At 72.2% G+C, this 26524-nt stretch carries 24 protein-coding genes; 16 read left to right on the plus strand and 8 right to left on the minus strand.

Annotated features, from left to right (window positions below):
- Positions 1-54: 54 nt before the first annotated feature.
- A complete protein-coding gene (locus ABWV20_RS06680; RefSeq protein WP_353354050.1) occupies positions 55-462 on the minus strand; it encodes a VOC family protein in 408 nt (135 codons plus the stop codon).
- A 78-nt stretch (positions 463-540) separates the two neighbouring features.
- Between ABWV20_RS06680 and ABWV20_RS06685 the strand changes: the two genes are divergently transcribed.
- The 12 genes from ABWV20_RS06685 to ABWV20_RS06740 all read left to right on the plus strand — a co-directional run bounded on the left by ABWV20_RS06685 (position 541) and on the right by ABWV20_RS06740 (position 15123).
- Complete coding sequence (locus ABWV20_RS06685) at positions 541-1317, plus strand: TetR/AcrR family transcriptional regulator C-terminal domain-containing protein (RefSeq protein WP_353354051.1); 777 nt, start codon at positions 541-543, stop codon at positions 1315-1317.
- 70 nt (positions 1318-1387) lie between these two features.
- The gene (locus ABWV20_RS06690; protein ID WP_353354052.1) at positions 1388-2770 is read left to right on the plus strand and encodes an SWIM zinc finger family protein; all 1383 of its coding nucleotides are present in this window, start codon (positions 1388-1390) and stop codon (positions 2768-2770) included.
- Positions 2767-4254 carry a DUF5691 domain-containing protein gene (locus ABWV20_RS06695; RefSeq protein WP_353354053.1) on the plus strand — a complete coding sequence of 496 codons (1488 nt, stop codon included), beginning with the start codon at positions 2767-2769 and terminating at the stop codon, positions 4252-4254. Before ABWV20_RS06690 ends, ABWV20_RS06695 begins: the two co-directional genes overlap by 4 nt.
- The gene (locus tag ABWV20_RS06700; RefSeq protein ID WP_353354054.1) at positions 4251-5348 is read left to right on the plus strand and encodes an ATP-binding protein; all 1098 of its coding nucleotides are present in this window, start codon (positions 4251-4253) and stop codon (positions 5346-5348) included. The genes ABWV20_RS06695 and ABWV20_RS06700 overlap by 4 nt, the downstream gene beginning before the upstream one ends.
- Before the next feature lie 10 nt (positions 5349-5358).
- Positions 5359-7641 carry a DUF5682 family protein gene (locus ABWV20_RS06705; RefSeq protein ID WP_353354055.1) on the plus strand — a complete coding sequence of 761 codons (2283 nt, stop codon included), beginning with the start codon at positions 5359-5361 and terminating at the stop codon, positions 7639-7641.
- Positions 7642-7659: 18 nt separating this feature from the next.
- Positions 7660-8847, plus strand: a complete 1188-nt coding sequence (locus ABWV20_RS06710) for a VWA domain-containing protein (protein WP_353354056.1) — start codon at positions 7660-7662, stop codon at positions 8845-8847.
- A gap of 69 nt (positions 8848-8916) precedes the next feature.
- Positions 8917-9792, plus strand: a complete 876-nt coding sequence (locus ABWV20_RS06715) for a S1C family serine protease (protein ID WP_353354057.1) — start codon at positions 8917-8919, stop codon at positions 9790-9792.
- Between the two features lie 37 nt (positions 9793-9829).
- Positions 9830-10909 (plus strand): AAA family ATPase, encoded by a 1080-nt coding sequence (locus tag ABWV20_RS06720; RefSeq protein ID WP_353354058.1) that lies wholly within the window; start codon positions 9830-9832, stop codon positions 10907-10909.
- Positions 10888-11787, plus strand: a complete 900-nt coding sequence (locus ABWV20_RS06725; protein ID WP_353354059.1) for a DUF58 domain-containing protein — start codon at positions 10888-10890, stop codon at positions 11785-11787. The genes ABWV20_RS06720 and ABWV20_RS06725 overlap by 22 nt, the downstream gene beginning before the upstream one ends.
- A complete protein-coding gene (locus ABWV20_RS06730) occupies positions 11784-12767 on the plus strand; it encodes a VWA domain-containing protein (RefSeq protein WP_353354060.1) in 984 nt (327 codons plus the stop codon). Before ABWV20_RS06725 ends, ABWV20_RS06730 begins: the two co-directional genes overlap by 4 nt.
- Positions 12768-13892: a VWA domain-containing protein gene (locus ABWV20_RS06735; protein WP_353354061.1), complete on the plus strand. Its 1125-nt coding sequence runs from the start codon at positions 12768-12770 to the stop codon at positions 13890-13892. It abuts the gene before it with no gap.
- A 118-nt stretch (positions 13893-14010) separates the two neighbouring features.
- Positions 14011-15123 (plus strand): ScyD/ScyE family protein, encoded by a 1113-nt coding sequence (locus ABWV20_RS06740; RefSeq protein ID WP_353354062.1) that lies wholly within the window; start codon positions 14011-14013, stop codon positions 15121-15123.
- 81 nt (positions 15124-15204) lie between these two features.
- On the opposite strand, the gene ABWV20_RS06745 is transcribed toward ABWV20_RS06740, so the two are convergent.
- Positions 15205-15969, minus strand: coding sequence for a GNAT family N-acetyltransferase (locus ABWV20_RS06745; RefSeq protein ID WP_353354063.1), 765 nt, complete (start codon positions 15967-15969; stop codon positions 15205-15207).
- Positions 15970-16069: 100 nt separating this feature from the next.
- Between ABWV20_RS06745 and ABWV20_RS06750 the strand changes: the two genes are divergently transcribed.
- The 3 genes from ABWV20_RS06750 to ABWV20_RS06760 all read left to right on the plus strand — a co-directional run bounded on the left by ABWV20_RS06750 (position 16070) and on the right by ABWV20_RS06760 (position 19764).
- Positions 16070-16933 carry a thermonuclease family protein gene (locus ABWV20_RS06750; protein ID WP_353354064.1) on the plus strand — a complete coding sequence of 288 codons (864 nt, stop codon included), beginning with the start codon at positions 16070-16072 and terminating at the stop codon, positions 16931-16933.
- A 108-nt stretch (positions 16934-17041) separates the two neighbouring features.
- Positions 17042-18583 (plus strand): threonine ammonia-lyase, biosynthetic, encoded by a 1542-nt coding sequence (gene ilvA, locus ABWV20_RS06755; RefSeq protein ID WP_353354065.1) that lies wholly within the window; start codon positions 17042-17044, stop codon positions 18581-18583.
- A 71-nt stretch (positions 18584-18654) separates the two neighbouring features.
- Positions 18655-19764, plus strand: coding sequence for a DNA glycosylase AlkZ-like family protein (locus tag ABWV20_RS06760; protein WP_353354066.1), 1110 nt, complete (start codon positions 18655-18657; stop codon positions 19762-19764).
- 73 nt (positions 19765-19837) lie between these two features.
- On the opposite strand, the gene ABWV20_RS06765 is transcribed toward ABWV20_RS06760, so the two are convergent.
- The 6 genes from ABWV20_RS06765 to ABWV20_RS06790 all read right to left on the minus strand — a co-directional run bounded on the left by ABWV20_RS06765 (position 19838) and on the right by ABWV20_RS06790 (position 25267).
- Positions 19838-22126 carry a peptidase M6 gene (locus ABWV20_RS06765; protein ID WP_353354067.1) on the minus strand — a complete coding sequence of 763 codons (2289 nt, stop codon included), beginning with the start codon at positions 22124-22126 and terminating at the stop codon, positions 19838-19840.
- Between the two features lie 129 nt (positions 22127-22255).
- Positions 22256-22840, minus strand: a complete 585-nt coding sequence (locus ABWV20_RS06770; RefSeq protein ID WP_353354068.1) for an ATP-dependent endonuclease — start codon at positions 22838-22840, stop codon at positions 22256-22258.
- Between the two features lie 11 nt (positions 22841-22851).
- Positions 22852-23376, minus strand: coding sequence for a glycine cleavage system transcriptional repressor (locus tag ABWV20_RS06775; protein ID WP_353354069.1), 525 nt, complete (start codon positions 23374-23376; stop codon positions 22852-22854).
- A 34-nt stretch (positions 23377-23410) separates the two neighbouring features.
- Positions 23411-23686: a hypothetical protein gene (locus tag ABWV20_RS06780; protein ID WP_353354070.1), complete on the minus strand. Its 276-nt coding sequence runs from the start codon at positions 23684-23686 to the stop codon at positions 23411-23413.
- A 10-nt stretch (positions 23687-23696) separates the two neighbouring features.
- On the minus strand, positions 23697-24782 hold the full coding sequence (locus ABWV20_RS06785) for a succinylglutamate desuccinylase/aspartoacylase family protein (protein WP_353354071.1): 1086 nt from the start codon (positions 24780-24782) through the stop codon (positions 23697-23699).
- Positions 24782-25267 carry an ATP-dependent zinc protease family protein gene (locus ABWV20_RS06790; protein WP_353354072.1) on the minus strand — a complete coding sequence of 162 codons (486 nt, stop codon included), beginning with the start codon at positions 25265-25267 and terminating at the stop codon, positions 24782-24784. Before ABWV20_RS06790 ends, ABWV20_RS06785 begins: the two co-directional genes overlap by 1 nt.
- A gap of 17 nt (positions 25268-25284) precedes the next feature.
- Here ABWV20_RS06790 and ABWV20_RS06795 point away from each other — a divergent pair, with 17 nt between their 5' ends.
- Positions 25285-26481 carry a RimK family alpha-L-glutamate ligase gene (locus ABWV20_RS06795; protein WP_353354073.1) on the plus strand — a complete coding sequence of 399 codons (1197 nt, stop codon included), beginning with the start codon at positions 25285-25287 and terminating at the stop codon, positions 26479-26481.
- Positions 26482-26524: the final 43 nt, after the last annotated feature.

The raw sequence follows: 26524 nt of genomic DNA on the forward strand, positions 1-26524 counted from the left end.
GTATGCCGCTGGGCCAGCTCAGCGGCATACGGCCCGTTCTTGTGGGGGGCTGGCTCACGAAGTGGGCTGGTACTGCGGGTCGGTCGGCTCGACCCACTGGACCAGCTGGTAGGTCAGACCGTTGGGGTCACTCATCTGGAAGTAGCGCTCGCCCCAGGGCTCCGTCTCGATCGGCGTGACGACCGTGACCCCCCGCTCCCGGAGACGTGCGTAGTCGGCGTCGACGTCGTCGACCGTGAAGACGACCAGGAGGCCGGCGGCGTGACCGGCTGCGGAGGCCGGCTTGAAGGTGGGCAGGCCGGTGGCGAGGTAGATGAGGTTGAACCCGGCCTCGGGGTGACGCAGAGAGCAGAAGCCCTCTGCCGACATCTCCTCGGTGAACCCCAGGTAGGCCTTGGCCCACTCCGCGGAGGCGCTGACGTCGTCGACGTTGAGGGAGATCGCTGATCCGGTGATGTTCATGAGGTCCTCTCGGTGGAGTTCATACTGTACGACGTACGGTGTATGCCGTACAACTCACTTCCTGACAGGATCGTTCCCATGGCTGACATGACCACGGGGACGGGAGAGCCGAGCCGCACCCTCGCGCTGCTCTGGCGGAACCGGGACGCCGGGGCTCCGATCGAGCAGCGACGACGGGGTCCGGGACGGCGGGCCAGCGTCGACGAGGTTGTCGATGCCGCGATCGCCCTCGCCGATGCCGACGACCTGGCGGCGGTGACCATCCGTTCCGTGGCGGGGCGGGTCGGCGTGTCGACCATGTCGGTCTACACCTACGTCCCCGGCAAGGCCGAGCTGCTCGACCTCATGGTCGACGCCGTCTACCTCAGCATGCCTCGCCCGGCATGGCGCGCCCGAACGTGGCGCAAGCGCCTCGAGCGGGTGGCCGAGACCAACCGAGCGCTGTTCGAAGCGCACCCCTGGCTCACCGAGGTCGCCGTACTCAGCCGGCCGCCTCTCGGGCCGGGCCTGATGGCCAAGTACGAGCACGAGCTCGCCGCCTTCGACGGGACCGGACTCGACGACGTGGCCACCGACGCGGCCCTCGCGTACCTGCTCGGATTCGTGCAGGGCCACGCCCGGGCCGCTCGCGACGCGGCCCGGGCGCGCTCGGACACGGCGATGTCGGACGCCGACTGGTGGGCCGCGAACCAGCCCGTCCTCGAGCGAGCGCTCGACCCCGCGGCCTACCCGAGAGCGGTGCGGGTGGGCGCGGCCGCCGGCGAGGCGCACGGCACGCCATGGAGTCCGGAGCATGCCTGGCGCTTCGGCCTCGCCCGGACTTTGGACGGTCTGGCGGCGCTCGTCCAGCGATGACGGCCGGGGGAGCTGATCCGGGCGCTGATCTGGGCGCGGTGTGGGCGTCGTGGGTGATGATGTCGTCGTCATGACACGGTGGACCCAGCAACAGGTCGCCGCGCTGGCCCCCGACGCCTCGTCGCTCGCGGCCGCGCGCAGGCTGGCGCGTCCGGGCCCGTGGTCCGACACCGGGTCGACCGACACCCTCGTCTGGGGCAAGTGCCAGGGATCGGGCAAGACGCCCTACCAGGTCAGCGTCGACCTCACGGGACCCGCCTTCCAGTGCTCGTGCCCGAGCCGCAAGCTGCCGTGCAAGCACGGACTTTCCCTGCTCATGCTGTGGGTCACCGGCTCCGGCTCGGTCAGCGATGCCGCGGAGCCGGCCGGCTACGCGGCGCAGTGGGCGGCGGAGCGCTCGAAGCGTGCGGGCGCGGTGGCCTCCGTGCGTGCGGCCCGAGCGGGCCTGGCGGCCCAGGCGCATCGCGCCCCGGACCCGACGGCGCAGGCGAAGCGCCTCGAGGAGCGACTCGCCCTCATGACCGCGGGCATGGACGACTTCGCCCGCTGGCTCGGCGACCTGGCCCGCAGCGGCACCGCCGGCGTGCGGTCCCAGCCCTACGCCTGGTGGGACGCCACGGCCGCCCGCCTCGTCGATGCGCAGCTGCCGGGCCTCGCCGAGCAGGTCCGCGCGATGGCCTCCGACGTGAGTGCGAGACCTGACTGGGACGACCACCTCCTGGCCGCGATGGGCCGATGGTGGACGGTCACGCGGGCCTGGGCGCTCCGCGCGTCGGCCGACGACGACGCCATGGGTGACCTGAGGGCGGTGATCGGGTGGTCGGTCCCGACCGAGTCGGTCCGCACGGGCGAATGGGTCTCCGACCGGTGGACCGTGCTCGGCGCGCACCGCACCGACGACGGCCGCCTCCAGCAGCAGCGGACGTGGCTCCACGGCGCGACATCCGGTGAGACGGTGCAGATGCTGGACTTCGCCGCCGGTGGCCAGGTGCTGCCCATGGCGCGAGTCGTCGGGTCGGTGCTCGACGCCACCGTGGCGCGCTATCCGGGCAGGGCGGTCCGCCGTGCCCTCTTCGTCGATGAGCCGCTCATCTCCGATGCCAGGGGCGAGCTGCCCGGCCCGGGATCGATCGATGCGGCTCATGCGCAGGCCGCCGCGACGTGGGCCGCCAACCCGTGGGCCCGGCGCGTGCCGGTCGTGCTGCGACGCGTCCGCGCGACGGTGCTCGACAGTGGGGACCCCGGCCGCGGGAAGGCGCTGCCCAGCGCTGCTCCGGTGCCGGCTGCTCTCGTCGACGAGGCCGGCGACGCCGTGCGGCTCACCGACGACAGCCCACTCTGGATGCTCCTGGCGCTGACGGGCGGTCAACCAAGCGACGTCTTCGCCGAGCTCGAGGGCCGGCGAGCCCGGCCCCTCTCGGCTGTCGTCGCCGGCGAGCTGGTGGCGCTGTGAGCTTCGGGCCGTGGTGGCGAGAGATCGGCTCGGTGGCGCTGGTCGGCACGGCCCGGCGCCCCGTCCCCGAGCCGCCCGCCTTCGGGCCGGTCTCGACGAGGCTCGGGCCGGACCTCCGGTCGGAGGAGGCGCTCCTCACCTCGGCCGCGCTCGGAGCGACGGCCCTTCGTGCCGGCCGCCGTCCGGAGCAGCTGACCCCGGCACCACCGGCGCCCCCTGACGACCGTCCCGCGGCGGGCCGGCTGGCCATCCAGCTGCTCGAGCTCGTCCTCACCCACCCGCCCGCGGGCGCCCAGCAGCGCAACAGCCTCCTGAAGCACTGGCTCCGCACGGCCGCCGCCGCTGAGCGCCGCGTGCCCCACTCCCTCCTGCCCAGCCTTCTCGACCTCGCGACGTCCGCTCGCGAGCTGAGGGGACCGACGGCCGGCGTGCTCGACCAACGGGGCAGGTGGCTCGCTGCCCAGCGCCGCGACTGGTCGTGGGTGCCCGAGGCGCTGGCCGGTGCGACCGCGGCCAGTGCTGCCAGTCGGCTGACCGAGAGCGAGTGGGCGCACCTGCCCTCGTCCGCCCGCCTTCCCGTGCTCACGCTGGTCCGCTCGGACGACCCCGCCGCCGCCCGCGCCCTCGTCGAGTCGACCTGGCGCTCCGACAGTGCCCGTGACCGCACGGCGCACCTGGAGGTCCTGCGCGTCGGCCTCGGACCTGATGACGAGCCCCTCCTCGAGCGGGCCCTCGACGACCGGTCCGCGGGCGTCCGGGACCTGGCCGTCATCCTGCTCGACGCCCTCCCGGGGTCGGCGCGGGCCGCCCGCATGGCCGCTCGCCTCAGGCCGCTCATCGACGTCCGTGGAGCGCGTCGCCGCACCGTGGAGGTGGCTCTTCCCGACCAACCGGACGCCGCGGGCGCGCGCGATGGACTCCGCAAGCCTCCGCCGCGCCGATCCGCCCGCGGGTGGTGGCTCGAGCGGATCGTCGCCGGGGCCCCACTCGCGGTCTGGGAGGCCGCCACGGGATGGGACCCGGCCACCATCGTGAGCCGGCTGTCCGACGAGGACGTGCTCAGCGGCATACGGCACGCGGCGCGCCTGCGCAAGGACCCTGTGTGGGCTGCCGCCCTGCTCGGTCGCGCGTGGGACCCGGCCCTCGTGCCTGCCCTGCCGCCGCAGGACCGGGAGGCAGCGGTGCTCGCGCGGTTGTCGGCGGACCCGAAGGCGTCGCCTGCAGCCTTGCTCGGGTCCGTGCCGGCCCCTTGGTCGGTCGAGTTCAGCCTGGCCGCCCTGACCAGCCTCGGGGCAGCCAAGGCGCCGGGCCCCGCCCTCGCCCAGGCCATGCCGCACCTGCTCACCGGCCTGCACCGAGACGCTCTCCCCGCCCTCGAGGCCTGGCTGGCCACCGCGCGGCAGGACAGCTCGCTCGCGACGAACCTGCGCACCCTGCTCCAGTTCCACTCCGTCAAGCGATCGATCAGCGAGGCCTTCCGATGAGTGACTCCCCACTGTCCACGACGGTTCTGCGGGCCCATGCCGAGGCGGCGAACGCCGCGGAGCTGGCCGCGCTCGCCGCTGACGACGACCGCCCCCGCCCCCCACGCTGGCGGCTCTCCCCGTGGGCCGTCACCACCTACCTGCTCGGGGGCACGCTCGACGACGGCACGGTCGTCACCCCGAAGTACCTCGGTTCGCGCCGGCTCATGGAGGTTGCCGTCGCGACCCTCGCCACCGACCGAGCCCTGCTCCTCCTCGGCATCCCCGGCACCGCCAAGACGTGGGTCAGCGAGCACCTCGCCGCCGCCATCAGCGGGAACTCCACACTCGTCGTGCAGGGCACGGCCGGCACCCCGGAGGAGGCCCTGCGCTACGGATGGAACTACGCCCGGCTGCTCGCCGAGGGCCCGACCCGGGCAGCCCTCGTCCCCAGTCCGGTCATGCGGGCGATGGAGCTCGGGTCGATCGTGCGGATCGAGGAGCTCACGCGGATCCCGGCCGACGTGCAGGACGCCCTCATCACGATCCTGTCGGAGAAGCACCTCCCGATCCCGGAGCTGGACGAGGAGGTCATGGCGCAGAAGGGATTCAACGTCGTCGCCACGGCCAACAACCGGGACAAGGGCGTCAACGACCTGTCCTCCGCCTTGAAGCGCCGGTTCAACACCGTCGTGCTCCCCCTCCCGGACACGCTCGACCAGGAGGTGGAGATCGTTCGGACCCGAGTGGCCGCCCTGGGACGCTCGCTCGAGCTGCCCGAGGGCCTCGAGTCGCTCGCCGAGATCCAGCGGGTCGTCACGATCTTCCGTGAGCTGCGTTCCGGGGTGACCGCAGACCAGCGCACCACCATCAAGTCACCGTCCGCCACCCTGTCCACGGCAGAGGCGATCTCGGTGATGACGAACGGAGTGGCCCTCGCGGCACACTTCGGCGACGGCCTCGTCCGGGCCGACGACGTCGCGGCAGGTCTCGTCGGCGCGATCGTCAAGGACCCGGTCCAGGACCGGATCGTCTGGCAGGAGTACCTCGAGACGGTCGTCAAGGACCGGAAGGACTGGGCCGACCTCTACCGGGCCTGCCGTGAGATGACGTGACGATGCAGTGATGACACCTCCCACGCCCCGCGTCGAGATCCTCGGGGTCCGACACCACGGGCCCGGCTCGGCCCGGTCGGTGCTCGGCGCCCTGGAGGAGCTGGACCCCGACCGCATCCTCATCGAGGGCCCGCCTGAGCTCGACGCGCTCGTCCCCCTCGCAGGCGACCCCGACCTCGTGCCCCCGGTGGCGGGGCTCGTCTACGCGGTCGACACGCCACGGCTCTCCTCGTTCTACCCCTTCGCCGCCTTCTCACCCGAATGGGTCACGCTCCGTTGGGCGATCGCCAACCGGGTGACCGTCGGCTTCGCCGACCTGCCGGCGACCCACATGCTCGCCCTGGCGCCCGAGTCAGCCGGGGAATGCGCCCGCCGCGACCGGATCGACCCGCTCACCGTGCTGTCGAGCACCGCCGGCTACGACGACCCCGAGCGATGGTGGGAAGACGTCATCGAGCACCGCCGCAGCTCGAGCCTCGAGCAGTTCCGGCACCTCAGCACAGCGATGGCTGAGGTCCGGTCCGCTGAGCAGCGGGAGGACGACCGGGAGAACGCGCGCCGGGAAGCCGCCATGCGCAAGGCGATCCGCAGGGTCCAGCGTGACGGTGCGCAACGGGTCGCCGTCGTCTGCGGGGCCTACCACGCCCCTGCGCTGGAGCCGGGGACGTTCCCGACCGTGAGCAGCGACAACGCCCTCCTCGCCAAGCTGCCCCGGATCAAGGTCGCCGCGACATGGGTTCCGTGGTCCGCCGCCAAGCTGGCCTACGCCTCGGGCTACGGAGCCGGCGTGCGGTCGCCCGGCTGGTACCACCACCTCTTCGTCACTCCGGAGGAGTCCGTGGTGTCGTCGTGGTTCGTGCGCGTCGCTCGTTCCTTGCGGGACGAGCGCCTCGACGCCTCAACGGCATCCGTCGTCGAGGCGACCCGACTGGCCGACGCCCTCGCGGCGGTCCGTGGGCGCCCCTCCGTCGGACTGACCGAGCTGACCGACGCGGCCCGTGCCGTCCTCACCGAGGGCTCGGACCTGCCGCTGCGGCTCATCGACCGGACCCTCGTGGTGGGTCAGGAGCTGGGGCGCGTCCCCGAGTCGACCCCGATGGTGCCGCTCGCCGCGGACCTGGCGAAGCAGCAGCGAACGCTCCGCCTCAAGCCGAGCCCGACGGCCACGGTCGTGGAGCTCGACCTCCGCCGTGAGGCGCAGCTGGCCCGGTCCGTCCTGCTCCATCGACTGGCCCTCCTCGGAATCCCCTGGGGCGAGCGCGTCGACGCCGGACGGACCACCGGCACCTTCAAGGAGGCCTGGCAGCTGGAGTGGCGCCCAGAGCTCGCCGTCGCCATCATCGAGGCGAGCCTCTACGGCAACACCGTCGCGTCGGCGGCCGAGGCCCGCGTCACCGAGCAGGCCGACGACTCAGCAGACCTCGGCGCGCTGGGCTCCCTCGTGGAGCAGTGCCTGCTCGCCGACCTACGCCTCGCCCTGCGGTCCGTGGTGGCCAACCTCGCCGACCGGACGGCCCGCCAGCATGACACTCGGTCACTCCTCGGCACCATCGAGCCGCTGGCACGAACCTGCCGCTACGGCGACGTTCGCGGCGTGGACGTCGCCGAGGTCGCGCACCTGCTCGGCGCCGTCGTCGTCCGCGCCGCCATCGGGCTTCGGGCCGCCTGCGCCGGCCTCGACGACGACGGAGCCGAGGCGATGCGGGTCGCGATCGAGGCGGCCCACCGCGGGGTGGCCCTGATGGATGATGCGGAGCTGCGAACCCCTTGGCACCGCGCGCTGGCCGCCGTCGCCGCCGACGACCGCATCCACGGTGCGGTGGCCGGTCGGGCCAACCGGCTGCTCCTCGACGCCGGCGAGCTCGACCCGACGACCGCCGCGGCCCGCCTGTCGAGACACCTGTCCGCCGCGGTGGCAGGCCCGGCCGCGGCAGCCTGGCTGGACGGGTTCCTCACCGGTGAGGCGTTGCTGCTGCTCCACACCGAGGAGCTGCTCACCATCGTCGACGAGTGGCTGGCCTCGGTGCCGGAGGAGGCGTTCGAGGACCTGCTGCCCCTCGTCCGCCGGACGTTCGCTCGATACGAGCCGGCCGAGCGGCGCCAGATCGGGGCCCACCTCAAGCGAGTCGGCGCCGGATCGAGCCGACGTCGAGCCGCCGTCGGCGACATGGAGGGATCGGGAGTCGACCTCGGCGTGGACCTCGGCGTGGACCTCGAGCGGGCAGCTCCCGCGGTCGCCGCGGTGGCGCGCCTCCTCGGACTGCCGGTCGAGGACGGGTGTGGCGGAGTCTGAACGCCTAGGCTCGGGACCGTGAGTGAGGGCGAACCGACCGAGCGCGGACCGGCGCGCGATCGGCTCACCCGCTGGCGGCTGGTCCTCGGCGGCGAGGAGGCGGACGGGATCGAGGAGGCCGTGACCCTCGACGCCGACGACGCGCGCCGAGACGAGGCGCTGCGCCAGCTCTACGACGGTGATCGCCGCGGTGGCCTCGGCGCCTCCGCCCCTCGGGTGGCGCGCTGGCTCGGCGACATCCGCGGCTACTTCCCCTCGTCCGTCGTCCAGGTGATGCAGCGGGACGCCATGGACCGACTCGGCTTGACCCAGCTGCTGCTCGAGCCGGAGCTCATGGAGGCCGTCCAACCCGACATCAACCTCGTCACCACCCTGGTCGGCCTCGGACGCGTCATCCCCGAGCGCTCCAGGGCGACGGCGCGGGCGGTGGTCCGCACGGTCACCGACCAGCTCGAGGAGCGGCTCCGCGCCGAGACGGTCCAAGCCGTCACCGGGGCGCTCAACCGGGCCGCGCGGACCCGCCGGCCGCGATCGGCGGACATCGACTGGAACCGCACCATCGCCGCCAACCTCAAGCACTACCAGCCCGAGCACCGGACCGTCATACCGGAGCGGCTGGTCGGCCATGCCCGCCGGGCGCAACGCGTCGAGCGGCACATCATCCTCTGCATCGACCAGTCCGGGTCGATGGCGGAGTCGGTCGTCTACGCGAGCGTCTTCGGGGCGGTCCTCGCGTCGCTGCGATCCGTCGCGACCCGGCTGGTCGTCTTCGACACCCAGGTCGTCGACCTGACGGAGGAGCTCGACGACCCGGTCGACGTCCTCTTCGGCGTCCAGCTCGGGGGCGGGACCGACATCAACCAGGCGCTCGCCTACTGCGAGACCCTGATCAGCCGGCCGACGGAGACGATCCTCGTCCTCATCAGCGACCTCTACGAGGGCGGAGTCGCCGAGGAGATGCTGCGCCGGGCCGCGGCCATCGCGGGCGCCGGCACGACGATGGTCGCCCTCCTGGCCCTGAGCGACTCCGGCCGCCCGAGCTACGACGCCGACCATGCGGCAGCGCTGGCCGCGATCGGCGTGCCCTCATTCGCCTGCACGCCGGACCTCTTCCCCGAGCTCATGGCCACCGCCATCGAGCGGCGCGACATCGCGGCGTGGGCGGCGGCGAACGACATCGTGACGACCCATGACGACGAGGACTGACGCGCGGAGCCGGCCGGCGGCGTGAGTCAAGCCCTGCCGGTTTCGCGCTCGGAAACGTAGAGTCGAAATGTGGCGCGCCTCACAGTCCCCCTCGAGGAGCCGGTCGACGAGTCCGGCGACGTCGCCGCGCGAGCCGGGGCCGCCGGGCAGGTGGGACGGCTGCACCGACTGAGGCAACGGCTGTGGCTCGCTCTGCTCGTCGTGGTCGCGCTGCTCGCCGTCGCGGTGGTCCTCGGTCTGCGCGACCCGGGACCGCCGCCGCTCACCCAGCGGGACGTGGACAAGCGGGTCGCGATCGGCCTCGAGGCGCAGGCGGAGGAGGAGGCCCGGACCCCCGCAGAGGCCTCCCTGGCCTATGCCGCCATCCAGCCCTCGCTCGTCCTCATCACGACGCGAGGGTCGAACAGTCAGGGGGAGTTCGGGGGGACCGGCGCCGGCGTCATCGTCAACGCGAAGGGGACGGTCCTCACGGCACTGCACGTGGTCGAGGACGCCGACTCGATCACCGTCTCCTACCCGGACGGCACCCGGACACCGGCAACCATCGCGTCGGCCGACCCGGCGAACGACACCGCGGCCCTCGCCCCCGACACCCTTCCGCGGACGGTCGTGCCGGCGGTGCTCGGCGGACGAGTGCAGGTCGGCACCCCGGTGTATGCGGTCGGGCACCCCCTCGGACTCCCCGACTCCCTCTCTGCCGGGGTCGTGTCGGCCCTCGACCGGGACGTCCGCGTCGACGGGGGGAGGCACCTCCAGAACCTCATCCAGATCGACGCCGCCGTCAACCCCGGCAACTCCGGGGGCCCGCTCCTCAACGCGTCCGGACAGGTCGTCGGAATCGTCACCGGACTGGCCAACCCCACGAACGAGAGCCTGTTCGTCGGGATCGGCTTCGCCGTCCCCATCGCCACCGCCGGCGGCACCGTGGGGGGCCCACCCCGGTAGAGACCGAGACCCGAGACCACACGTTAGAGGAGTCCACATGGAGGGCGACCGGACGCATGAAGGGTCCCTCGAGCGACCCCCCGAGGCCACGACCCCGCCTGTGCCCGGGGCGCGTGGGGGCTCGGGGCACCAGCTGCTGGAGCAGGCGCTCTACGAGGTCAAGCGGACCATCGTCGGTCAGGACGTGCTCCTCGAGCGGATGATGGTCGCGCTCCTGGCCCGGGGGCACCTGCTGGTCGAAGGGGTGCCCGGCCTGGCCAAGACGATGGCCATCAAGACCCTGGCGCGGGCCATCGGCGGCGAGTTCCAACGGATCCAGTTCACCCCGGACCTCGTGCCCGCCGATCTCGTGGGCACCCGCATCTACAACCAGCGGGACGGCGAGTTCCAGGTCTCCCTCGGCCCCGTCTTCGCCAACCTCGTCCTCGCCGACGAGATCAACCGCGCTCCGGCCAAGGTGCAGAGCGCCCTGCTCGAGGTGATGCAGGAGCGGCAGGTGACCATCGGCCGACAGACCTATCCGGCCCCCGATCCGTTCCTCGTCATGGCGACGCAGAACCCCATCGAGTCCGAGGGCACCTACCAGCTCCCCGAGGCCCAGGTCGACCGGTTCATGCTCAAGGTCCTCATCGGCTACCCTTCTGCCGCTGAGGAGTTCGTCGTCGTGGAGCGACAGATCGGTCCACCGGCCCGGACGGAGCGCGTGCTCGACCCGGACACCCTCGCCCGCTACCAGCGGCAGGTCGACGTGGTCTACACGGACCCGGCCATCATCGACTACGCGGTCCGGCTGGCGACGGCCACCCGAGAACCAGCCGTCGTCGGCCGGGACGACCTGGCCCACTTCATCACCTACGGCGCCAGCCCCCGAGCCTCGATCAACCTCGTCCTGACGGCGCGTGCACTCGCGTTCCTCCGGGGCCGGGACTACGCCCTGCCGGAGGACGTCCGGGACCTCGCCTTCGACGTCCTGCGCCATCGCATCGTGCTGTCCTACGAGGCGCTCGCCGAGGACCTCAGCGCCGACGACGTGCTGGCCCCCGTCGTCGAGGCGGTGCCGCGTCCGACGAGCGTCGCCCACGAGCGCGAGCAGTCATGGACGCGCCCCCGGCACTGACTCCCGAGCGGCTCCTCCGACGGCTCGAGTGGCGGGTCGTGCGGAGGCTCGACGGCCTGCTCCAGGGCGACTACCGCAGCCTCTTCAAGGGCGTCGGCCTCGACTTCACCGACCTGCGCGAGTACGAGCCGGGCGACGACCTGCGTCACATCGAGTGGAACGTCACCGCGCGGCTCGACACACCGTTCGTCCGCGAGTACGTCGAGGACCGCGACATCACCACGTGGCTCCTGCTCGACCTGTCGGCCTCGATGGGTTTCGGGCCGGTCGACCGGCAGAAGGGACTCGTCGTCGCCGAGATCGCCACGACGATCGCACACGTGCTGACTCGTGGGGGCAGTCGCACCGGGGCCGTGGTCTTCGACACCGGTGTGGCCACCGTCATCCCTCCCGCGACGGGGCGCAACCAGGTCCTGCGCATCGCCAAGGCGGTGCTCGACCATCGGGACACGACCGCGACCGGCACGGTGACCGACCTCGGCGAGCTCTTCCGGGCGGCGGCCGGGCTGGCTCGTCGACGCTCCCTGCTCGTCATCGTCTCCGACTTCATCAGCGCCGACGGGTGGGAGCAGCCGCTGGGACTGCTCGCGCGGCGCCACGAGGTCGTCGCCCTCCAGGTGAGCGACCCGAGGGAGTCGGTGCTGCCGGACGTGGGCTCGATCTATGTCGAGGACGCCGAGACCGGGGAGCAGATCTTCGTCGACACGAGCGATGCCGGGTTCCGGCAGCGGCTCGCGGCCGCAGCCGCAGCGCGGCAGGCCCAGTTGCAGGCCCGGACCCGCCGGGCCGGCGCCGACCTCCACGCGGTCAGCACGGACGACGATCTCGTCCGCGTCCTCGTCCGCGTCTCGGAGCTGCGCCGGAGGCGACGCCGATGACCGTCACCTGGCCCTGGGCGTTGCTCGGACTGCTCGGCGTCCCGCTCATCATCGTCGCCCACCGCCGCCTGCTCGGCCGGCAGGACGCACGGCGGGTGGAGCTCGCGCGCCAGGGCCTCGTCCTGTCGCCCGCACCGACGAGCCGGTGGGCACGACTGGGGCCGGCTCTGCTCGTGGCGGCGTTCGTCGTCCTCGTCGTCGCGATGACCCGCCCGGTCGCCTCGATCGCCGAGCCGCGCCGCGAGGGGACGGTGGTCCTCGCCTTCGACGTCTCGACGAGCATGTCCGCCCCGGACGTGGGGCCGACCCGGCTCGAGGCAGCGAAGGCGGCGGCGCGGCAGGTCATCGACAAGCAGCCGCCTTCGGTGCGGCTCGGCGTCGTCGCGTTCGGGGGCACCGGCCTCGTGACGGAGCGTCCGACCACGGACAAGGCCAGGGTGCTCGCTGCCGTCAATCGGCTCGCCGCCGGGGGCGAGACCTCGCTCGGCGGGGGGATGCTGGGGGCACTCAGTGCCATCGCGGGCCGGCCCATCACGAAGGTGGGCGACGCCGAGACAGGCACGGAGACGGAATCGGACATCGGCTACTACGGCGGCACGTCGATCGTGCTGCTCACGGACGGCGAGAACACGACCGGGCCCGAGCCCGGCGACGTGGCCGAGCTCGCCTCCGCCGCCGGGGTGCGCATCGAGCCGGTCGGCCTGGGCACGCCCCAGGGGTCGGTGCTCCACGTCGACGGCTTCAGCATTGCGACCTCCCTCGACCGGACCACGCTCGAGCACATCGCCGACGTGACCGGCGGCACCTATCGGGAGGCGGAGGACGGTGCCTCCCTCGCCGCGATCTACGACTCGATCGAGCTCAGCTGGACCATGCGCACGGTGCCGCACGAGGTGACCTCTCTCGTCGCGGCGCTCGCCGCGCTCCTTCTGGCCGCCGGTGCGACCATCGCGGTGCTCCGACAGGGGCGGGTGGTCTGAGTGTCCTTCGGCCAGCCGCTGCTCCTCGTCGTGCTCCTCGCGGCACCCGTCCTCCTCGCGGCCTACGTGTGGCAGCTGCGCCGACGGCGGCGACGGACCGTCCGCTACTCCAGCGTGGCCCTCGTCCGGGCAGTCGCCGGCCGGAACCGCTCGTGGCGCCGGCACCTGCCGATCGCGCTCGTCCTCGCCGCGCTGGCCCTCCTCGGCACGGCTGCCGCCCGACCACAGATCCGCACCGACGTGCCGGTCTCCGGCACGACCATCCTGCTCGCGCTCGACGTCTCCGGGTCGATGTGCGCGACGGACGTGGACCCCAACCGGCTCACGGCCGCCCAGCTGGCCGTCCGGGACTTCGTCGAGGCGCAACCTCGTGAAGCGAAGCTCGGCCTCGTGGTCTTCTCCGGGTTCGCGCAGGTCGCCGTCGCCCCGACCACTGACCGCGGTGAGATCCTCACCGCCCTCGACGGCGTGACGACGGGGCGCGGGACGACGATCGGCGCTGCCATCCTCACGGCGATCGACGCCATCGCCGAGCTCGACCCGAACGTGCCGCCGAGCGAGCCGGTCGAGGCGGTGCGAGACCCCGACCCGGGCGGTGCCCCGCCGATGCCGCCCGTGCCCCCGCCCGACCCGAACCAGCCCCGCGCTGCCCCCCTGGTGCGCGCCGAGCCGGTCCCGGAGATCATCGTCCTGCTCACCGACGGCGCGAACACCCGTGGTGCCACGCCCGCCCAGGCCGCCGAGCAGGCCGCGGCCCGCGGCGTGCGCGTCTATCCCATCGGCTTCGGCACGACCAACCCCACCACGCTGGCCTGCTCGCGTCAGCAGTACGGCGGTTTCGAGCCGGGCCGCAGCTTCGGCTTCGGCTCTCCGGGAGGGGGCTCGGTGTCGCGCAACTTCCTCGTCGTCGACGAGCCCGCCCTGCGCGACGTGGCCGAGACCACAGGGGGCGAGTACTTCTCCGCGACCGACGCCGCGCAGCTGTCCGAGGTGCTCACGGACCTGCCCGAGCAGGTGACCAGGCAGCGACAGGACGTCGACCTCAGTGCCGGATTCGTCGCGATCGCCGGTCTCCTCCTCGGAGCCGGACTCGTCCTGTCGATCCGGTGGAGCACGCTGACCTGAGGACAAATGCGGAGGCTTCCGGCCGTTTGACGGATTGCGAGGACAGGCAGCCGAAGGCGTGCCACCGTCGAAAGGTCATCCACCACCGTCAGGGGACCTCACCGAAGGGTCACGCTCAATGACGAGACACCATCGCTCGGTACGCATCATGGCGGCCGGCGCCGCCTCCCTCCTCCTCGCCCTCACCGGCAGCGTCACCGCGGCAGCCGACAGCCACGTCTCCGTGGTCGCCTCGGGCCTGAACAGCCCGCGGCAGCTGGCCTTCACTCCCGCAGGCGACCTCTACGTCACCGAGGCCGGCACGGCCGGCAGTCCCGGTGGCGACACCTGCCAGCTCCACCCCGAGTTCGGCGAGGTCTGCTTCGGCCTCACCGGGTCCGTGAGCAGGGTCAACCTCAGCGCCGGCGGGTTCACCCGGGTCCTCGAGGGCCTGCCGTCGGCGGGCAGTGCCGGCGACGCCATCGGTCCCGGGGACATCGCCTTCACGGGCAACCACCAGTTCGCCCTCACCATCGGCCTCGGCGGCGCGACGGAGTACCGCGACGGCTACGGGCCCGACGCAGCGCTGCTCGGGACCGTCGTCACCGGGGACCTCCGTCACCTCGACGGCCTCGAGTCGCTGACGATGGCCTTCGACGCCCTCGCCTACGAGGCGGACGTCAACCCCGACGGCACCGACGTCGACAGCAACCCGGTCGGCATCGCCAGGTCCGGCAACGGCTGGGTCGTGGCGGACGCCGGCGCCAACGCGGTCGTGTCCACCCGCAAGGGCGGCTCGACGGTGGCCGTGCTGGACCCGGTCCCGACGACGCAGCCCTTCCCGTTCCCCGGCTTCCCCGCCGACGCGGTGCCGACCGATGTCGTCCAGGGCCCGGACGGGGCGTGGTACGTCTCGCAGCTCGTCGGCTTCCCGTTCGAGCAGGGTTCATCGACGATCTGGCGGGTCGTGCCGGGGCACGCCCCGACCGCCTTCGCCACCGGGCTGACGAACGTCACCTCGCTCGCCTTCGACTCGGACGGGACGCTCTATGCGGTCGAGCTGGCGTCGAACGGGCTCTTCCAGGGTCCGATCGGCTCGCTCGTCCAGGTGCATCCCGGCTCGGCGACGCACCACACGGTCGCCGGGGGCCTCTTCGCGCCCTACGGCGTCGCCATCCGCGGTGACCACGCCTACGTGACAACGGGATCCGTCGTCCCGGGCGGTGGCCAGGTCGTCCGCATCGCCCTCTGAACCACGAAGGTGCCGTATGCCGCTGGGCTCGCTCAGCGGCACACGGCACCGGGCGTGGTGGCCGGGTGTGCACGCGACGGTCTAGTCATCGACCTCGAGGACGCACGCGGTCGCGGTGTCGCGGAAACCGACGCGGCGGTAGATTCCGGCCGCGGTGTCCGAGCCGGCCGTGAGGAAGACGAGGTCGACGTCCCGCTGGCGGCACGCCGCTACGAGGGAGCGCGTGATGGCGGTGCCGTGGCCGCGGTTGCGGTGGCCGGGGGGAACCGCGATGCCCATGAGCTCGGCCACGTCGCCGCGGGGGGCAGCAGAGCCTGCGCCACACAGCCTCGTCCCGTCGTAGGACGCGACGACGATGAGGGCTCCCCGCTCGATCAGCTCAGGGCGCCGGCCGGTGTCGCGGTGCTCGACGCCGTCGTGACCGAGGAAGCCCGCGGACACGGCGCCCACGGCCATCCCGAGGTGCGGGTCGGCAGGCGGCAGCGGGCGCGCGCGGCGGTCCGGCGTGACCGGGACGTCAGCTGAGAGCGTCAAGAGGGGGTAGCGCTTCGGCTCGAAGCCGGCGCAGCGGACCGCCGGCAGCAGGCTGCGGGTCACGTCGTCGACCCATTCGATGGACTCCGGCAGCCCGAGCTCACGTTGGCGGGCCAGGACGGCCTCGACCGCGCGCGGGGTGAAGGCATGGGTCCCGTGCAGCCGGGGCCGGGCGTAGAAGTGCCACCCCGTGCCGTCCTCGGGGACGAAGAGCGTGAACGGGCCCACCTCCTCGGTCGTCGCCACGGCCCGGGGGACGAGGTCGTAGTACTCCTCGATCCGCTCGAGCCGGCGGATGCGGTCACGCTCCATGGCGTCACCCTCGCAAAGAGGGAGCACTGGGAGCCAATGGATTTCCGGCACTTGCGCCATTCCGGAGTGCGGGTGGAGGCGACCTGTCAGGATCGTGTCGATGGGCGGTTCGAGGCAGTTCTCGGGGATCCGTCGCGGGGTGGTGCTCGCCCTCGCGATGGCGCTGGTCGGCACGCTGTCGCAGTGCGCGCAGCCGATGCCTGCCGGGACCTCCCCCGTCGCGATCCGGCACAGCACCACCGAGGCTCGCGAGCCGACGGCGACCACCGTCCCGACGCGCTCCGCGGGCCCTGTCTCGACGACGACTGCGACGCGCACCGCGACCCCGAGGCGCGCGACGACTGCGACGCCCCCGAGGAAGCCTGCTCCGGACCCGCCCTCGTGGGAGGTCGTGAGGGTCGTCGACGGGGACACGATCCACGTGTCCCGCGACGGCGTGGTGGTCAAGGTCCGGCTCATCGGGATCGACTCCCCGGAGCGCGACGAGTGCGGCTTCGAGGCCTCGGTGGGGAACCTCCGACGCGTCATCGGAGGCCGGCAGGTCACGCTCCTCCCCGGAGCCCGCACCAGCAGCGACCAGTACGGCAGGCTGCTGCGTTACGTCGAGGCCGGCGGCAGCGACGTCGGCCTCGCCCAGATCACGAGCGGCTACGCGGTGGCGCGGTTCGACTCCCGGGACGGCTACGGCGAGCACCCGCGAGAGGCGGCCTACGTCGCGGCAGATCGGGCGAGCCCGGATCGCGGCTGGCTCTGCGCGACGCCGGTCCCGGTGCGACCCCAGACGGGCTGGCCCCTGCCCGGCGATGAGCACCCGTGCCCCAGGGGCCAGCCCGTCAAGGGCAACGAGTCGTCGATGATCGCTCACTCCCCGGGTCAGCAGTCCTACCTCGTCACCAGCCCCGAGCAGTGCTTCGCGACCCTCAGTGACGCCGTCGCCGCCGGCTTCCGACCGGCGAAACGCTGACCCCGTGCTCGAGGTCGGCGGAGTGCGCGACCGAGCTCAGCGGCATACGGCATCTCGTCACGTGGTCCACGGTGTCCGGCCACCCGGCCCGGGTCTACCCTGCGAACTGTGGTGACCAACGGCGGCCAGGCCGGCGGCAACGGAGCCGACCTCCTGCGCGACGTGCTCCGCGCGCCGGTCTACGAGGCGGCCGTCGTCACCCCCCTCGAGGTGATGGAGTCGCTCTCCGAGCGGCTCGGCAACACCGTCGAGGTCAAGCGTGAGGACCGTCAGCCGATCCACTCGTTCAAGATCCGTGGCGCCTACACCCGGATGCGGGCCCTCACCCCGGACGAGGCCTCCCGGGGAGTCGTCGCCGCCTCCGCCGGCAACCACGCCCAGGGCGTGGCGCTCTCGGCTGCCCTGCTCGGCATCGAGGCCGTCGTCGTCATGCCCGTCACGACGGCGCCCATCAAGGTGGATGCCGTGCGGAGCCACGGAGCCACCGTCGTCCTCTTCGGCGACACGTTCGACGAGGCGAAGGACGAGGCGCTGAGCCTCGCCGAGGAGCACGGCCACACCTACATCGCGCCGTTCGACGACCCCCTCGTCATCGCCGGCCAGGGCACCATCGGGCTGGAGCTGATCCAGCAGGACGCGCACCTCGACCGCGTCTTCGTGCCCGTCGGTGGCGGCGGCCTGGCCGCCGGCATCGGCGCCCTCATCAAGAACCTCATGCCGGGCATCCAGGTCATCGGCGTCGAGCCGGAGGACGCCGCGTGCCTCACTGCCGCGCTCGCTGCGCAGCACCCCGTCGAGCTCCCGGAGGTGAGCCGCTTCGCGGAGGGCGTGGCGGTCAAGCGGATCGGTGACACGACGTTCGCCATGTGCCGCGACCACCTCGACGACGTCGTCACCGTCGACTCCGACGAGATCTGCGCCGCGATCAAGGACATCTTCGAGGACGTGCGCGCCGTCGCCGAGCCCGCGGGGGCGGTGGCCCTGGCCGGGCTCAAGAAGTACGTCGAGGCCCACGACATCCGGGGCGAGCGCCTGGCGCACGTCCTCTCCGGAGCCAACGTCAACTTCCACTCGCTGCGCTACATCTCCGAGCGCGCCGAGGTGGGCGAGCACCGGGAGGCGCTCTACGGGGTGACGATCCCCGAGCGGGCCGGGTCATTCCTCGAGTTCCTGCGGGTGCTCCGCGGCCGGGCGGTCACCGAGTTCAACTACCGCGTCGACGGGTCCGCCGAGGCGCGGATCTTCGTCGGCGTCCAGCTGCTGCGCGGCCTGGCGGAACGCACCGAGATCGCGGAGGCGATGGCCCGGGCGGGCTACCCGGTCATCGACCTGTCCGACGACGACACGGCAAAGACGCACGTGCGCTACATGATCGGCGGCCACCCGCCCGAGCTGGTGGAGCAGGTCTACTCGTTCGAGTTCCCCGAGCACCCCGGCGCGCTGTCACGGTTCCTCACCCAGCTGGGCACCCGGTGGAACATCACGATGTTCCACTACCGCAGCCACGGCGCCGACTACGGGCGGGTCCTGTGCGCCTTCGAGGGCGTCACGGAGGACGCCGACTTCCACCGGCACGTGGACGCCCTCGGCTACCCCTACCGGGACGTGACGACGAGTCCCGCGCTGTCGTACTTCCTCCTGCCCCGCTGAGCCCCGCCGGCCGTCAGCCGTATGCCGCTGGGCCGGGTCCCCGTGTCCGTGGCCCCCTCTAGGGTCGGCATGTGGACGTGCACCGGCTGACCCGCGAGCAGGCCCGACGCATCGCCGTCCGGGCGCAGCTGCTCGACCTTCCCAGACCGACCGACCTCGTCGAGGTCGTCCGGCAGCTGACGCTCCTGCAGCTCGACCCGACGGCCGCGGTCGCTCCGAGCGCCGACCTGGTCGCGTGGAGCCGTCTGGGGTCCGCCTACCAGCCGGCCCACCTGAAGTCCGCCCTGGAGGCGGATCGGTCCCTCGTCGAGCTCAACGCCCTGATCCGGCCGACCGAGGACCTGCCGCTCCACCTCGCCGATGCCGCCGAGGTCCCGGCATACCCCGCGGCTCGCGCGTGGTTCGAGGCCAACGCGCCCTTCCGACGTGACCTGCTGGCCCGGCTGGAGGCGGAGGGGCCGCTGCCGTCCAAGGCGCTGCCCGACACGTCCGTCGTGCCGTGGCCGTCGACCGGATGGACCAACAACCGCAACGTCACGCAGATGCTCGAGTACCTCGTGCAACGCGGCGAGGTGGCCGTCGCGGGACGGCAGGGGCGCCAGCGCGTCTTCGACCTGGCCGGCCGGGTCTATCCGGCAGACCTGCCGCACCTCACCGTGGCCGAGGCCCGGCGCCGGCGCGACGAGAAGCGCCTCCGCGCGCTCGGCATCGCCCGCGCCACCGGGACGGCGGTGCCGGTCGAGCCGGCCACGGTCGGTGCTGCAGGAGTGCCGGCCGTGGTCGACGGGGTCGACGGCGAGTGGCGCGTCGATCCCGGCGCGCTGGACCGGGTCGACGAGCCCTTCCACGGACGGGCCGCGCTGCTGTCACCGTTCGACCGCCTCATCCACGACCGGAAGCGCGCGCTCGAGCTCTTCGGGTTCGACTACACCCTGGAGATGTACAAGCCGGCGACCCGACGGCGGTGGGGCTACTTCGCCCTGCCGGTCCTCCACAGCGACCGTCTCGTCGGGAAGGTCGACGCCAGGGCCGACCGCAAGGCCGGGGTCCTGCGCGTCGAGGCGATCCATGAGGACGTCCGGTTCACGGCTGCCCTGCGTGCGGCGGTGGCCGGCGAGCTGGACGACCTGGCCGCGTGGCTCGGACTGGGTCTCGACGGCCCGGGGATCCGGGGTCGCTGACAAAGGGGCTGGGGCGCCGTCCCGGAGGACGACGCCCCAGCGTCTGGTGCGTGGTGTGGAGCGTCGGAGCGGCTCAGCCGCCGGGCTGCTCCACGCCGTTCACGGTGAGCGAGTAGCCGGCCTGCTTCGGCGCGTTCTCCGTGTCGTCGTCGTACATGACGATCGCCGCCACGGTGGAGGCGCTGGTGCCGATCGCGGCGTCCAGCGCGGCCCCCTCGAGCGTTCCGTCGAAGGCGCCGTCCAGGCCCATCCGGTGGACCCACACCGGAGTACCGTCCGCGCCGTAGGCGACGAGCTGGACGGTGAAGCCCTGGACCTCGACCGGGTTGACCTCGGTCGCCGACTGCCACCCGGTCAGGGTGTCACTCGGGAGGACCGTCCCCGCTGCGTTGATGTTGCGCACCCAGAAGCCGCCTTCATCGACGCCTGAGTCCGTCATGTAGCGGAACGCGACGAGGATGTCGCTGCCGGCGTAGTCGGCCAGGCTGGCCGACTGCGGCCGCCACGTCCCGGAGTCCCCGGTGAAGCCGGGCAGCTCCGCGACGATGGCGCTGACTGCGCCCGGGTCGTGGGCCGACGTCGTGTCCGCGGTGGCAAGGCTCGTCCACGTCTCACCGTTGTCCGTCGAGACCTGGACGAAGCCGTAGTCCCAGCCGAACTCGGCGTCCCAGAGGGCGTCGAAGGTGAGATTGCCGCCGCTCGCGGGGACCGTGACGCTGCGGACGATGGCACGGTCGAGGTTGGGCCCGCAGCCGGAGTAGAGAGCCGGGTCCCCGGTGCCGTCGGGCACGTTGCCACAGGACGTCTCTGCCGTGGTCGCGCCGGGCGGCGTGGTGTCGACCGTCCACGCGACCGGGTCGGGCGCGAGCGAGGCGTCACCGTCGAAGGTGATGGAGCTGATGTCCGCGGCGGAGAGGTAGGTGCCGTCCGCAGTGCGCAGCCGCACGTAGTCCGACCCGTTCGGCGGTGCGCCCGGGTCCGTGTAGGCCTCCGGCGTGTCCCAGTTGATCTTCGCCGACAGGGAGTCGGCCGTGACCGCGTCGGAGCCGATGCCGTTGAGGGCGCCACCGGCGTCCACCTTGGCATCAACGGCCACCGCAGCCGCCCAGTTGTGCACGGTCTCCCGGGCACTCGTCGTGGCACCCTGTCCGTCAAGCACGACGTCGACGCCGACGAGCCCGTTCGCGTCCTCACGATGGAGAGCGGTCATCGCATCCGCGCCGTAGTGGCTGACGAAGTACTCCATGAAGGTGTAGGTGGCACCGTAGTCGCACAGCGTCTCCGGCCCGCCCTGGTCGCCCCACCCCGTCAGGGAGTTCTCGGGGCCGCCGAAGCTCTCGGGCAGGAACCCGAGGAAGCACGCGATGTGGCTGTCCGCGCCCGGCTGGTCCGGCGGGACCGACGGGTCCACGTAGCCGACGAGGGTCTGGGCCCAGTCGGAGAGGCCCTCGTTGACCCACGAGGCCTCGTCCGGGTCCTCGTAGTACTCGAGCAGGTGCTGGTACTCGTGGGCGAAGACGCCCTCGTAGAGGTGCGGACGGGGCAGGCCCAGCGCCCGTGACGGGACGGCCCCGAGCTGCGCGGTGCACGCCTGGTAGGCGGGGTCGGCGGAGTCGTCCGGCGGGTTCGCACCGGTGCGGTGCAGCCAGTCGAACGCGTCGATGGTCATCACGTTGCGGTTGAAGTACTCGTTGAAGACGGAGTAGAAGAAGCCCGCGATGTAGGTCTGGCCGTCCGGGGTGGTCGGTTTGTAGTAGTTCGCGTCGCGGACGTTGTCCACCAGGGTGACGATCTTGTCACCCTCTCCCCGGTACTCCGAGGACGGGATGTTGGGGATGAGAGAGGGCAGCAGCGCTCTCTTGCCGTCTCGGTCCGGCGGCACGGAGAAGTACTCCGACTCCAGCGGGTAGATCTTCGAGTCGAACTCGTGGATGAAGTTCTGCACCTGGGCGTCGGTGACGTTGGTCAGCCCGAGGTCGTTGCGGCAGTCGCCGGCGGGGAAGGCGCGGTCGTTGGCGACCCAGACCTCGATGTTGTCACCGACTCCGCGGAGCGTGTAGTTCTTCAGGTAGATCCGGCCTCTGTAGTCGTCAAGAGCGAGCCAGGTGCGGACCGAGCCGACCTTGGCCGGTCCCAGGGGTGGCTGTCCCTTGACCTTCTCGCTCATCTTCTTGTCGATGGAGAGCTTCTTGCCGTTGTTGTAGTCAGGGCCGGTGTGGCGCTGGTCGCTCCCGCCCTTGCCCTGGTCAGCCTTGGCCGTCGGAAGCGCGGATGCCGCGACTCCGCTCGAGAAGGCCAGTCCCAGCGCCAGCAGTGCCGCCGCGCCGGAAGCCAGGACCCGTGATCGTTGCCAATCGCTCATGCTTCAGTCCCTTCATCAGAAAGGCCCGGGCAGCGCCGACGCCGGTGGCTCGGCGTTGCAGGGGACCTTCGCAGTACACACCCGATGAGGCGGTTGAGCAGGCTTTGGCGGGGAAAAAGTTCGACCGGCTCAGGACCGGGCCACCTGCGCGGCGACCCGGTCGAGGAGTGCGGCCAGCGGACGTGGGGTCGTGCCGGGCTCGAGCCGCACCGCCAGCTGCTCGGCGAGGACCGCCTTGCGCCCCGAGCCACTGCCGGCGAACCGGTGGAGCTGGTCGGCCAGCGGACGACCGCGCCACTCCGGTTGGTGCTGGAAGGTCCGGAACCGCTCGAGATGGCCCATCTCCTCCAGTGCGTCCTCGACGGCCGACGTGCCGACGGCACGGATGAGCTCGTCCTCGAGGTCGCGGTCGCAGAGGAAGAAGCCGTGTGCGACCGGGTCCACCGGGCCATCCGGCAGCACGTGGGCCCGCTGCAGCGCGCCGACGACGAAGCGCTCCTCCGCCGCGTCGTAGAGCCCGAGCACGGCGGCGCCGGGATGCTCGCTCAGGGCGCGGCGCAGCTCCCGGGCCACGTTGGTGACCCCGCCCATCGAGACGAGCTTGACCCGGCCGTTGACGTCGAGTCCGCGCGCCTTGAGCAGCACCGCCACGGCCGCGGCGTCACTGCGCCCCTCGACCAGGACGACGACGTGCGGGTCCGAGCCCAGCGGCATACGGCTCGGTCCTACTGCTCGCTCACGTCGAGGTCGACGAGCAGCTCGGACGCGAGGCGCTCGAGGTCACCGCGGATCCGGGCGACCTCCGCCGCCGGCGGGATCGCGACGACGACGTGCGCCTCGAAGAGGCGCCCACCCGCCATCGGCGCCTCGCGGGTGGTCGTCTCGATGGTGACGATGCTCAGTCCGTGCCGGGCCAGCACCGCGGACACGTCGTGGACGATGCCCGGGTGGTCGTTGCCGACGAGGTCGATGGTGAGGGTGGGGTGCTCCGTCCGTGGCAGGGCTGTGGGCGTCTCGGCGCCGGGGTGTGCCGACACCTCGAGCAGGCCGTCGAGCTCGTGCAGCGAGCTCGTCAGCTCGTCGACCCGGTCCGCGGGGACGGAGACGACGACGATCCCGGCGAACTTGCCGGCGAGCTCAGCCATCTGGCTGCGCTCCCAGTTGCCGCCGTGCGCGGTGACGACGTTGGCGAGGGCCTCCACGAGGCCGGAGCGGTCGTCGCCGATGACAGTGAGCACGAGTCTGGGCACCTTGGCATCGTAACGGCCCACCCCGGCCGGACCCTCAGTGCGGGGGACGGGCCGACACCCGTCGGCCGAGGAGGTAGCCCCCGAGACCGGCGAGGAGCAGCAGGCCCGTGACCATGGACGTGAGACCCGCGACGCGTCGGTCATTGACGAAGACGAGCTGCGAGAGCGTCTCCTCCGACATCGGCTCGTAGGCGAACCAGCCGAACGAGGTGGGCTCGCCCTCCCACAGCAGGGCCCCGACCAGGAGCAGCACCACGGCCAGCGCGCCGACGGACGCCGTCGCAGCCCGCTCGGTCCGGCTCCTCGTCATGACACCCTCCTCAGCTCAGGTCCGGGTCGAGATCGTGGTGGGGCAGCGCGTCGACCAACGGGTCGAACAACGGGTCGACCGAGGGGTCGGACGACGGGTCGACCGAGGGGTCGACGGAGGTCTCGACGCCGCGGGGTGAGCCGACCGGCTCCACCCCCGCGATGTGGATCAGGGCGTCCCCCCGGTTGACGAGCGGGGTCGTCGTGCGGCCGATCACGATGCCCGAGCGGTCGGCGTGGACGAGTCGCAGCGTCTTGCCGAACGAGTCGGTGAGGCTGCCGAGCCGATGGCCGACCTCCACCCGCTGGCCGAGGACCACGTCGAGCTGAAGGATGCCGGTCCGGCGGGCGCGGACCCACCCGCTCGACCGCGAGACGAGACTGGGCGCCGGTGCCGGGTCGACCGGCTCCGCCATGCCGAGTGAGGCGAGGACCCGTCGCACCCCCGCTGTGCCCGCGTCGATGGCCCACTCGTCGAAGCGCCAGGCCTCACCGGCCTCGTAGAGCAGCACTGCCGCGCCGCGCTCGCGTGCGGCTGCCCGCAACGAGCCGTCGCGCAGCCTGGCGTTGATCATGACCGGGGCACCGAAGGCCTCGGCCAGGGCGAGCGTGCGCGGGTCGTCGAGGTCCGCCCGGACCTGCGGGTGGTTCGTCCGGCCGAACGAGCCGGTGTGCAGGTCGATGCCGACCTCGCCTCGGCCGACGACCTCGGTCATGACGAGATGGGCGATGCGGCTGGCCAGCGACCCACGCGCCGACCCCGGGAAGGAGCGGTTGAGGTCGCGCCGGTCCGGCAGGTAGCGGTCGCCCGCCGTGAAACCGAGGACGTTGACGATGGGCGCCGCCACCAGGGTGCCCCGGAAGGTCTTGGGGTTGAGCCGGGCCAGCACGCGCCGGATGACCTCGATGCCGACGACCTCGTCGCCGTGGATCGTCGCCGTGACCCACACGGTCGGGCCGTCGTCACGCCCGTGCACGACCCGGACCGGCAGGGTGATCTCGGCGCCGGTGACGAGGCGGGTGATCGGCAGCTCGACCTCCCGCGCATAGCCGGGACGGACTCGGACGGGGCCGATGCCGAACGAGGCTCGGGGCATCAGCGACCCCGGTTCCGACGCCGCATCGCGAGCCGCGGGCGGCCTCCAAGGTAGGAGCGCCGCGGGTCGACGAGGAACCCCTGACGCAGGGCCTCGCGGCCGATGAGCATGCGGAAGCCCATCTGGTCACGGTTGGTCAGGGTGAGCTCCGCCTGGATCGTGCGCTTGCCGAGGACGAGGTCGACGAGCACGACGATCCGCTCCTCGGCGTGCCCCGACGAGCTGCGGACGATCCGCTCGTCCTGGATCGGGCACTCGACGACGACAGCGTCGGCATCGGACCGCTGCCACGGTCGCACCGAGAAGCGGACCCACGGCTCGCCGTCGTGGGTGATGTGCTCGATGTCGAAGGCGTGGAGGGAGGAGGAGCGGGCACCCGTGTCGACCTTGGCCTTGATCCACGGCACCCCGAAGCCGGGAAGGCTCACCCACTCACGCCACCCCACGTGGGTGCTTAGATGGGTCGGCTCCAACACGTCGATCATCTTTGCAGGTAAGGGCCATGAAACTCGCGATCCTCTCGCGCGCCCCGCGGGCGTACTCGACCCAGCGGCTCCGGACCGCCGCACTCGACCGCGGCCACGAGGTCCGGGTGCTCAACACGTTGCGCTTCGCCATCGACCTGTCCGGCCCCGATCCGGACCTCCAGTTCCGCGGCCGGCCGATCTCCGACTACGACGCCGTGCTGCCCCGGATCGGCAACTCGATCACGTACTTCGGCACCGCGGTGGTGCGCCAGTTCGAGCAGATGGACGTCTACACGCCCAACACCGCGAACGGGATCGCCAACTCCCGCGACAAGCTCCGGGCCACGCAGATCCTCTCCCGGCACAACATCGGGATGCCGGCCACGACGTTCGTCCGCAACCGCGCCGACGTCCGACCCGCGATCCAACGGGTCGGCGGCGCACCCGTCGTCATCAAGCTGCTCGAGGGCACCCAGGGCATCGGCGTCATCCTCGCCCCCGAGGTCAACGTCGCCGAGGCGATCATCGAGACCCTGCACAGCACGAAGCAGAACGTCCTGATCCAGAGCTTCGTCAAGGAGAGCAAGGGCCGGGACATCCGCGCCCTCGTCGTCGGTGACCGCGTCGTCGCCGCGATGCGCCGGGTGGCGCACGGCGACGAGTTCCGCTCGAACGTCCACCGGGGTGGCGCGGTCGAGCCGGTCTCCCTGTCCCCGGACTTCGAGGAGGCCGCGGTCCGTTCGGCGCAGATCATGGGGCTCCGCGTCGCGGGCGTCGACATGCTCGAGGGCATCGAGGGGCCCCTCGTCATGGAGGTCAACTCCTCCCCCGGTCTCGAGGGGATCGAGACGGCCACCAAGCTCGACGTCGCGGGGGCGATCATCGACTACATCTCCAACCAGGTGGCCTTTCCCGAGATCGACGTCCGGCAGCGGCTCACCGTCTCCACCGGCTACGGCGTTGCCGAGCTCGTCGTCCACGGGGGCGCCGACCTCGTGGGCAAGACGATCGCGGAGTCCGGCCTCGACGACCGGGACATCACCGTGCTCACCCTCCACCGGGGGACCGCTGTCATCCCCAACCCGCGGCGTCGGACCGAGCTGCAGGCGGAGGACCGGCTCCTGTGCTTCGGCAAGCTCGAGGAGATGCGGTCGATGATCCCCGAGCGTCGGCGCCGGCGGCACAAGGTGCGGCGGCTGCCCAAGGAGCCACTGGTCGACGACCGCGAGTGAGCGACACCCCCTGGGGTATGGGCCGGACGGACCCCCCGAAGGA

The sequence above is a fragment of the Intrasporangium sp. DVR genome (genome assembly GCF_040365325.1).
GTDB lineage: Bacteria > Actinomycetota > Actinomycetes > Actinomycetales > Dermatophilaceae > Intrasporangium.

Excerpts from the sequence above, each read along its gene's own strand:
- ABWV20_RS06680 (WP_353354050.1), bottom strand. The coding sequence starts at position 462 with ATGAACATCACCGGATCAGCGATCTCCCTCAACGTCGACGACGTCAGC.
- ABWV20_RS06685 (WP_353354051.1), top strand. The coding sequence starts at position 541 with ATGGCTGACATGACCACGGGGACGGGAGAGCCGAGCCGCACCCTCGCG.
- ABWV20_RS06690 (WP_353354052.1), top strand. The coding sequence starts at position 1,388 with ATGACACGGTGGACCCAGCAACAGGTCGCCGCGCTGGCCCCCGACGCC.
- ABWV20_RS06700 (WP_353354054.1), top strand. The coding sequence starts at position 4,251 with ATGAGTGACTCCCCACTGTCCACGACGGTTCTGCGGGCCCATGCCGAG.
- ABWV20_RS06705 (WP_353354055.1), top strand. The coding sequence starts at position 5,359 with ATGACACCTCCCACGCCCCGCGTCGAGATCCTCGGGGTCCGACACCAC.
- ABWV20_RS06720 (WP_353354058.1), top strand. The coding sequence starts at position 9,830 with ATGGAGGGCGACCGGACGCATGAAGGGTCCCTCGAGCGACCCCCCGAG.
- ABWV20_RS06725 (WP_353354059.1), top strand. The coding sequence starts at position 10,888 with ATGGACGCGCCCCCGGCACTGACTCCCGAGCGGCTCCTCCGACGGCTC.
- ABWV20_RS06730 (WP_353354060.1), top strand. The coding sequence starts at position 11,784 with ATGACCGTCACCTGGCCCTGGGCGTTGCTCGGACTGCTCGGCGTCCCG.
- ABWV20_RS06740 (WP_353354062.1), top strand. The coding sequence starts at position 14,011 with ATGACGAGACACCATCGCTCGGTACGCATCATGGCGGCCGGCGCCGCC.
- ABWV20_RS06745 (WP_353354063.1), bottom strand. The coding sequence starts at position 15,969 with ATGGAGCGTGACCGCATCCGCCGGCTCGAGCGGATCGAGGAGTACTAC.
- ABWV20_RS06750 (WP_353354064.1), top strand. The coding sequence starts at position 16,070 with ATGGGCGGTTCGAGGCAGTTCTCGGGGATCCGTCGCGGGGTGGTGCTC.
- ABWV20_RS06765 (WP_353354067.1), bottom strand. The coding sequence starts at position 22,126 with ATGAGCGATTGGCAACGATCACGGGTCCTGGCTTCCGGCGCGGCGGCA.
- ABWV20_RS06770 (WP_353354068.1), bottom strand. The coding sequence starts at position 22,840 with ATGCCGCTGGGCTCGGACCCGCACGTCGTCGTCCTGGTCGAGGGGCGC.
- ABWV20_RS06780 (WP_353354070.1), bottom strand. The coding sequence starts at position 23,686 with ATGACGAGGAGCCGGACCGAGCGGGCTGCGACGGCGTCCGTCGGCGCG.
- ABWV20_RS06785 (WP_353354071.1), bottom strand. The coding sequence starts at position 24,782 with ATGCCCCGAGCCTCGTTCGGCATCGGCCCCGTCCGAGTCCGTCCCGGC.
- ABWV20_RS06790 (WP_353354072.1), bottom strand. The coding sequence starts at position 25,267 with ATGATCGACGTGTTGGAGCCGACCCATCTAAGCACCCACGTGGGGTGG.
- ABWV20_RS06795 (WP_353354073.1), top strand. The coding sequence starts at position 25,285 with ATGAAACTCGCGATCCTCTCGCGCGCCCCGCGGGCGTACTCGACCCAG.